This window comes from Mycolicibacterium pyrenivorans (genome assembly GCF_025821625.1).
Lineage (GTDB): Bacteria > Actinomycetota > Actinomycetes > Mycobacteriales > Mycobacteriaceae > Mycobacterium > Mycobacterium pyrenivorans.
In genome coordinates, this window is sequence record NZ_JACKSH010000156.1 from 1 (window position 1) to 6,497 (window position 6,497).

The window sequence follows — 6,497 nt, forward strand, 5'->3', positions numbered from 1 at the left end:
GCCGAGCGGGTCGGGCCCGCCGGTGGCCCGCCCGTCGGTGAGCACCACCACGAGGCTGCGGCGCGCGCGGTCACGGGCCCGCTCCCGCACCACCATGTCGCGGGCCGCCATCAGGCCCTGCGCCAGCGGCGTCCTGCCGCCGGTGTCGAACCGTGCCAACCGGCGGCTGGCGATGTACACCGACGACGTCGGGGGCAGCAGCACCCGGGCGTCCTTCTGCCGGAAGGTGATCACCGCGACCTTGTCCCTGCGCTGGTAAGCGTCGCGGAGCAACGACAGCGTGGCCCCGCTGACCGCCGACATGCGATCGCGGGCGGCCATCGAGCCCGAGGCATCGACGACGAAGATCACCAGGTTCCCCTCGCGGCCTTCTCGCACGGCACGCCGCACATCACCGGGTCCCGGACGCAACCGGCCCGGTTGCACCTGCCGTCCCGCCGCGGCCAACAGCGTGGCGAACACGTGCAGACCATGCCCCGTCTCGGGTTCGGTGGCGGCCGAGACGACGGTGCCGGTGCGGTTGCGGGCGCGTGACCGCCGCCCTGGCGCCCCCTCGCCCACCCCGGGCACGACGAGCGCCTTGGTCCGGAACGCGGTCGACGGCGCGGCACTGGACCGGGTCGACTTCCCCGAAGACTGCGACTCCTGTTGCGCTACTTGACCGTCGCCGTCTGTCTCGGATGCCGAATCGCCACCACCCGGTGGATCAGGATCGGGATCGGGTTCGGGTTCGCCGGGTTCGGCACCGTCGTCCGCCGACTCACCGGCCTGCTGCATCGCGTCGTCGAGACGACCCGGATCCAGACCGGGATCGTCGAACGGGTCGCGGCGACGACGATGCGGCAGCGCGAGTTCGGCCGCCACCCGGATGTCCTCCTCGTCGACGGTGATAATCCCCGTCGCTCCGCTCGCCCCGGTGATAATCCCCGTCGCTCCGCTCACCCCGGTGACATTTCCTCGCCACGCGGCGTGGGCCACCGCCGTCCGCGCCACCACCAGGTCGGCGCGCATCCCGTCGACGTCGAACGCCGCACACAGCGCCGCGATGCGCCGTAACTCCTTGTCGGGCAACACCACATCGGGCAGCACCGCTCGGGCTTCGGCGATTCGGGCGGCCAGGTCGGCGTCGGCCCCTGCGTGACGGGCGGCGAACCCCGAGGGATCGGCCTCGTAGGCAAGCCGTGCACGGATCACCTCGGCCCGCACGTCGACGTCGCGGGACGCGGCCACGTCGACGGTGAGCCCGAACCGGTCGAGCAGCTGCGGACGCAGCTCACCCTCTTCGGGGTTCATCGTGCCGATCAGGACGAACCGGGCGTCGTGGCTGTGGGACACCCCGTCTCGCTCGATGTGTACGCGGCCCATCGCCGCGGCGTCGAGCAGGACGTCGACCAGGTGATCGTGCAGCAGGTTGACCTCGTCGACGTACAGCACGCCGCCGTGCGCGCGGGCGAGCAGGCCGGGCGAGAACGCGTGCTCGCCGTCGCGCAGCACCTTCTGCAGGTCCAGCGATCCGACCACCCGGTCCTCGGTGGCGCCGATCGGCAGCTCCACGAGATGTCCACCGTCGTCCCCGGACGCCCTGAAGGCCTCCGTGAGCACCTTCGCCAGGCCCCGGACGGCGGTCGACTTCGCGGTGCCCTTCTCGCCGCGGATCAGCACTCCCCCGATGTCGGGCCGCACCGCGCACAGCACCAGCGCCAACCGCAGCCGGTCGTGCCCCACCACCGCGCTGAACGGATAGATCGGGGGTGACTGGTCGCGAACCGTCACGGCTTCACCATCGGCACGTGCGGGATGCCGTCGTCGAGGAACTCGTCACCGTCGCGGACGAACCCGTGCCTGCGGTACATCTCCTCGAGGTAGGTCTGCGCGTTGATGTGGCACGGGAAGTCGCCGACCTCGGCCAGCGCGGCCTGCAACAAGCGCGCGGTGTGACCGTGTCCGCGGTCGGTGCGTTTGGTGCAGACCCGGCCGATCCGGAACGCCTTCTGACCGGCGGGATGCTCCTCCATCAGCCGCAACGTCGAGATGACGCCGCCCTCGGGATTCTCCAGCCAGAAATGGCGGGTCTCGGCGAGCAGGTCACGGCCGTCAAGTTCGGGGTACGGAGTGGCCTGCTCGACCACGAACACCTCGACGCGCAACTTGAGCAGTTCGTAGAGCGTCGCGGCATCCAGATCCTTGGCCCAACTGCGCCGCAGCGCCACTGTCATCCGGTGGCCACCGTCATGCGGTCGCCGCGGTCGGGGAATGCTCGGTGCCCGCGGCCGACCCGTCGCCGGCGGCTGCCGGAACCCCACCGGCGGGCTTGTCGAGCTTGAGCACCTTGGTGCCGTGCGCCCACACTTCCTCGAAAAGCTCAGGCTCATCGGACAATTCGATGCCCAGCGACGGAACGATCTCCTTGAGCCGGGGCAGCCAGCCCTGGTAGCGGTCGGAGAAGCACCGCTGCATCACGTCGACCATCGCGGGAACCGCGGTCGACGCACCGGGCGAGGCGCCGAGCAGTCCGGCGATGCTGCCGTCGGCGGCGGTCAGCACGGTGGTGCCGAACTCCAGCACACCGCCCTTGCCCTTGGCCTTGCGGATCACCTGCACGCGCTGGCCCGCGATGTCGAGCTCCCAGTCGGAATCCTTGACGCCGGGGGCGAATTCGCGAAGCGCGTCGACCCGGTCGGACTCGCTGAGCAGCAGCTGGCCGATCAGGTACTTCAACAGGCCCATCTCGGTGAGGCCCACACCCAGCATCGACACCAGGTTGTCGGGTTTGACCGAGAACGGCAGGTCGGTGACCTTGCCCTGCTTGAGGAATTTCGGCGACCAACCCGCGAACGGACCGAACAGCAGCCAGGACCTGCCGTTGATCACCCGGGTGTCCAGGTGCGGCACCGACATCGGGGGGGCGCCCAGCGGCGGCAGTCCGTACACCTTGGCCTGGTGGGCGGCGGTCAGCGCCTGATTGCCGCTGCGGAGCCACTGACCGCCGACGGGGAAGCCGCCGAAACCCTTGGCCTCCTTGATGCCCGCCTTCTGCAGCAACGGCAGCGCGCCACCACCGGCGCCGACGAACACGAACTTGGCGTTGATCTTCCGGGTGACGCCGGTGCGCCGGTTGACGACCTTGACCGTCCAGGTGCCGTCGGAACCCTGGCTCAGGTCGCGCACGTCGTGGCCGAACAACGTGGCCATCCCCGCCTTGGCGCCGAACCCGATCAACTGCCGCGACAGCGAACCGAAGTCCACATCGGTGCCGTCCTGCGTCCAGTTCAGGCCGACCGGCTGGGAGAAGTCGCGCTTCTCGGCCATCAACGGCAGCCGCCGGGTGAACTCGTCGCGATCGTCGATGAACTCCATCGAGGCGAACAGCGGGTTGCCGACGAGCGCCTCGTACCGGCGCTTCAGGTAGTCGACGTTGTCGGCGCCCTGGACGAAGCTGACGTGCGGGATCGGGTTGAGGAAGCTGCGGACGTCCGGGATCACGCCGTTCTCGACGGCGTACGCCCAGAACTGCCGCGACACCTGGAACTGCTCGTTGACGTGGACGGCCTTGGTGATGTCGATGGAGCCGTCGGGACGCGCCGGGGTGTAGTTCAACTCACACAGTGCCGAATGGCCGGTGCCTGCGTTGTTCCACGGGTCGCTGCTCTCCGCGGCAGCGCCGTCGAGTCGCTCGACCAGCGTCATCGACCAGTTCGGCTCCAGCAGACGCAGCAGCGCACTGAGCGTGGCGCTCATGATGCCCGCTCCTACCAGCAGGACGTCGGTCTTCTCCGGTTCAGACACCTTTTCCCATGGTCCTTCGTGGTCGCGGTCCGTACCTGACGGCTTACCGCTGTTCAGGTTATCCCGCCGCGCCCGAAGGGAGCGTGGCGACCACTGCACATACCGCTGGGGTCACGCCACAGATCGGCATTAGGGTGGCTGACGTGTCTGGATGGGAGCCCGACGTGCTGCCCGGATATTGGCAGTGCACGTTCGCGCTCGGCCCCGATCCGGACGGCGAGGGCGAACTGGAGGCGACGCTGGTCCGTCGCGGCGAGCCCGACCCGTCGGCAGACCGCGCGGTGCTGATGGTGCACGGCTTCACCGACTATTTCTTCAACACCGAGTTCGCCGATCACCTCGCCGAGCGCGGGTTCGCGTTCTACGCGCTCGACCTGCACAAGTGCGGACGCTCCCACCGCGAGGGCCAGACCCCGCACTTCACCACCGACCTCGCTCGCTACGACGTCGAACTCGAACGGGCCCTCGACGCGATCGCAGCCGTCTCGCCGGCGCGTGTCCTGGTCTACGGGCACTCGGCCGGCGGGCTGGTGGTGTCGCTGTGGCTCGATCGGCTGCGCCGCCGCGGCGCGACCGTCGGCAAAGGGGTGTCGGGGCTGATTCTCAACAGCCCATGGCTGGACCTGCAGGGGCATCCCATCCTGCGGACCCCTCCGACCTCGGTGGCGCTGCGGGCGCTGGGCCGGCTGCGCAAGCGCACGGTGGTGCGACGACCGACCGAAGGCGGGTACGGCACGACCCTGCACCGCGACTACCACGGCGAGTTCGAGTACGACCTGACGTGGAAACCTGTCGGCGGGTTTCCGGTGACCTTCGGCTGGATCCACGCGATCAGGCGCGGTCAGACGAGGCTTCACCGTGGCCTCGACGTCGGGGTCCCGAACCTGATCCTGCGCTCGGACCGCAGCGTGCGCGAGATCAGCGACCCGGCCCTGATCGAGCGGATCCATCGCGGAGACGCCGTGCTCGACGTCGCACAGATCGCGCGGTGGGCAGGCTGCATCGGCGACCGGACGACGGTCGTGCCCATCACCGACGCCAAGCACGACGTGTTCCTGTCGGTTCCGGAGTCCCGGCAGCAGGCCTACGCCGAGCTGGACCGGTGGTTGGACTGGTATGTGACACATCACCTTGCCGACACTTCGGCTGCGCCGATTCGGCCGACACCACCCGAGGAGAAGTGACCGGCATGGCTGACTTCGACATCGCGATCATCGGAACAGGCTCGGGGAACTCGATTCTCGACGACCGCTACGTCGACAAGCGAGTGGCCATCTGTGAGCAGGGCGTATTCGGCGGAACCTGCCTCAACGTCGGCTGTCTGCCGACCAAGATGTTCGTCTACGCCGCCGGGGTGGCTCAACAGGCCGGTGACTCAAGCCGTTTCGGGGTCGACGCGCACGTGGACTCGGTGCGCTGGGCCGACATCGTCTCCCGGGTCTTCGGCCGCATCGACCCACTGGCGAGCGGTGGCGAGCACTACCGACGGTCGTCACCGAACGTGGAGGTGTTCGCCAGCCACACCCGGTTCGCCGCACCGGCTCCCGGGGGTGGCTATCGTCTGCGCACCGACGACGGCGACGAGTTCAGCGCGGACCAGGTGGTGATCGCCGCGGGCGCGCGGGCTACGGTGCCGCCTGCCATCGTCGAGTGCGGGGTCCCGTACCACACCAGCGACACCATCATGCGGATCTCGGATCTGCCCGAGCACATCGTGATCGCCGGCGGCGGGTTCGTGGCCGCGGAGTTCGCGCACGTCTTCTCGTCGCTGGGGTCCCGGGTGACGATCGTGTTGCGCGGCACCACGATGCTCAGCCACTGCGATGACACCGTCTGCGAACGGTTCACCGACATCGCGGGGAAGAAATGGGAGATCCGCAGCCGCCGCAACATCATCGGCGGGAGCTCCGACGATTCCGGTGTCACGCTGCACCTCGACGACGGCTCGTCGCTGCACGCCGACACACTGCTGGTCGCCACCGGACGCGTCCCCAACGGTGACCAACTCGATGCGCACCACGCCGGCGTCGAGGTCGCCGGTGGCCTGGTCGTCGTCGACGAGTTCCAGCGCACCACCGCGCGAAACGTCTTCGCGCTCGGTGACGTCAGCTCGCCCTATCAGCTCAAGCACGTCGCCAACCACGAGGCGCGGGTGGTCAGGCACAACCTGTTGCAGGACTGGGACGACACCGACAACCTGATGCCCGCCAATCACCGCAACGTGCCCTCGGCGGTGTTCACCGAGCCACAGATCGCGTGCGTCGGGCTGACCGAGAACGAGTCGCGCGCTGCGGGTTACCGCATCCGGTCCAAGGTGCAGGACTACGGCGACGTCGGCTACGGCTGGGCGATGGAGGATTCCACCGGATTCGCGAAGTTGATCGTCGACGACGACACCGGGCTGCTGCTGGGCGCGCACATCATGGGGCACCAGGCGTCCTCGATCATCCAGCCGGTGATCCAGGCGATGGCGTTCGATCTCCCCGCCCAGGACATGGCCAGGGGCCAGTACTGGATACACCCGGCGCTGCCCGAGGTGATCGAGAACGCGGTGCTGGCGCTGTGCGGCGAACCGCCCTGGCCGCCACCGAAGCGGCACTAGTACGTTCGTCAGCCGGAATTGCATTCCAGCCAATGTGACCTTGCGGTCGCCCGTTCCGGGGTGAAAAGGGGCTGGTGGTCGCCTTGCGACGCCGTGTCTGCATGGTTCT

Annotated in this window: 5 protein-coding genes; 2 read left to right on the forward strand and 3 right to left on the reverse strand. The window is 68.8% G+C overall.

The window, feature by feature from the left end; genetic code table 11:
- The 3 genes from H7I57_RS19185 to mqo all read right to left on the reverse strand — a co-directional run.
- The coding region (locus tag H7I57_RS19185; protein WP_308204384.1) for a VWA domain-containing protein at nucleotides 1-1,773 on the reverse strand (1,773 nt) is incomplete at its 3' end.
- Nucleotides 1,770-2,216 carry a GNAT family N-acetyltransferase gene (locus H7I57_RS19190; RefSeq protein ID WP_264025347.1) on the reverse strand — a complete coding sequence of 149 codons (447 nt, stop codon included), beginning with the start codon at nucleotides 2,214-2,216 and terminating at the stop codon, nucleotides 1,770-1,772. The genes H7I57_RS19190 and H7I57_RS19185, both read right to left, overlap by 4 nt.
- 13 nt (nucleotides 2,217-2,229) lie before the next feature.
- Entirely contained in the window at nucleotides 2,230-3,786 is a 1,557-nt protein-coding gene (gene mqo / locus H7I57_RS19195) for a malate dehydrogenase (quinone) (RefSeq protein ID WP_264025348.1), read from the reverse strand.
- Between the two features lie 143 nt (nucleotides 3,787-3,929).
- On the opposite strand from mqo, the gene H7I57_RS19200 reads away from it, so the two are divergent.
- Both H7I57_RS19200 and mtr read left to right on the forward strand, forming a co-directional pair.
- Entirely contained in the window at nucleotides 3,930-4,970 is a 1,041-nt protein-coding gene (locus H7I57_RS19200) for an alpha/beta hydrolase (protein WP_264025349.1), read from the forward strand.
- A gap of 5 nt (nucleotides 4,971-4,975) precedes the next feature.
- Nucleotides 4,976-6,388: a mycothione reductase gene (mtr, locus tag H7I57_RS19205; protein WP_264025350.1), complete on the forward strand. Its 1,413-nt coding sequence runs from the start codon at nucleotides 4,976-4,978 to the stop codon at nucleotides 6,386-6,388.
- Nucleotides 6,389-6,497: the final 109 nt, after the last annotated feature.

Coding starts and splice junctions, on each gene's coding strand:
- H7I57_RS19190 (WP_264025347.1), bottom strand. CDS start 2,216: ATGACAGTGGCGCTGCGGCGCAGTTGGGCCAAGGATCTGGATGCCGCG.
- mtr (WP_264025350.1), top strand. CDS start 4,976: ATGGCTGACTTCGACATCGCGATCATCGGAACAGGCTCGGGGAACTCG.